Source organism: Caballeronia sp. INDeC2, from assembly GCF_023631325.1.
GTDB lineage: Bacteria > Pseudomonadota > Gammaproteobacteria > Burkholderiales > Burkholderiaceae > Caballeronia.
Genome location: NZ_JALQDG010000066.1, coordinates 1 through 731, shown reverse-complemented (window position 1 = coordinate 731; position 731 = coordinate 1). Strand labels below are relative to the sequence as shown.

Sequence of the window (731 nt, the reverse complement as noted above, 5' to 3'; positions counted from 1 at the left end):
AGCTCGCTGTCCACGGGCATGAGCTCGCTGTCGAGCTCGACCTCGGCTGCGATCAGCTCGCTGTCCACGGGCGTGAGTTCGCTTTCCACGGGCATGAGCTCGCTGTCGAGTTCGACCTCCGCTGCGATCAGCTCGTTGTCCACGGGTGTGAGCTCGCTGTCCACGGGCATGAGCTCGCTGTCGGCCTCGACCTCCACGGGCATTAGCTCGCTGTCCACGGGTATCAACTCGTTGTCGGTCTCGACCTCCACGGGCATCAGCTCGCTGTCCACGGGTCTTAACTCGCTGTCGGCCTCGACTTCCACGGGCATCAGCTCGCTGTCGGCCTCGGCCTCGACGGGCATCAGCTCGCTGTCGAGCGGCGTAAGCTCGCTCTCCGTTGGCGTGAACTCGCTGTCCGCGGGCATCAGCACGCTGTCGAGCTCGACCTCGACGGCAGTGAACTCGCTGTCCACGGGGCTGGCCAACGCGGTGATGTACGACGACGCATCGCACTCGAAGGTCACGCTGGGCGGCTCGGGCCATGCGCCGGTGACGCTCACGAATGTGGCTAACGGCACGAGCCAGTTCGACGCGGTGAACTTCGGCCAGTTGAGCTCGCTGTCGAGCTCGGCTTCGACGGGCATGAACTCGATGTCGACGGCCATCTCCAGCTCGAACGGTAACTTCGACTCGCTGTCCTCCAGCGTCACGTCGCTGTCCACGGGCGTGAGCTCGCTGTCCACGGGCAT

At 65.0% G+C, this 731-nt stretch carries 2 protein-coding genes; one reads left to right on the top strand and one right to left on the bottom strand.

All coding sequences use genetic code 11. The features are described from left to right. On the bottom strand, positions 1–455 hold a 455-nt coding region (locus NCS28_RS33080), incomplete at its 3' end, for a hypothetical protein (protein WP_250517975.1). Here NCS28_RS33080 and NCS28_RS33075 point away from each other — a divergent pair. After that, a partial coding sequence (locus NCS28_RS33075; RefSeq protein WP_250517974.1) for a hypothetical protein occupies positions 439–731 on the top strand: 293 nt, incomplete at its 3' end. The two genes, NCS28_RS33080 and NCS28_RS33075, sit on opposite strands and share 17 nt — an antisense overlap.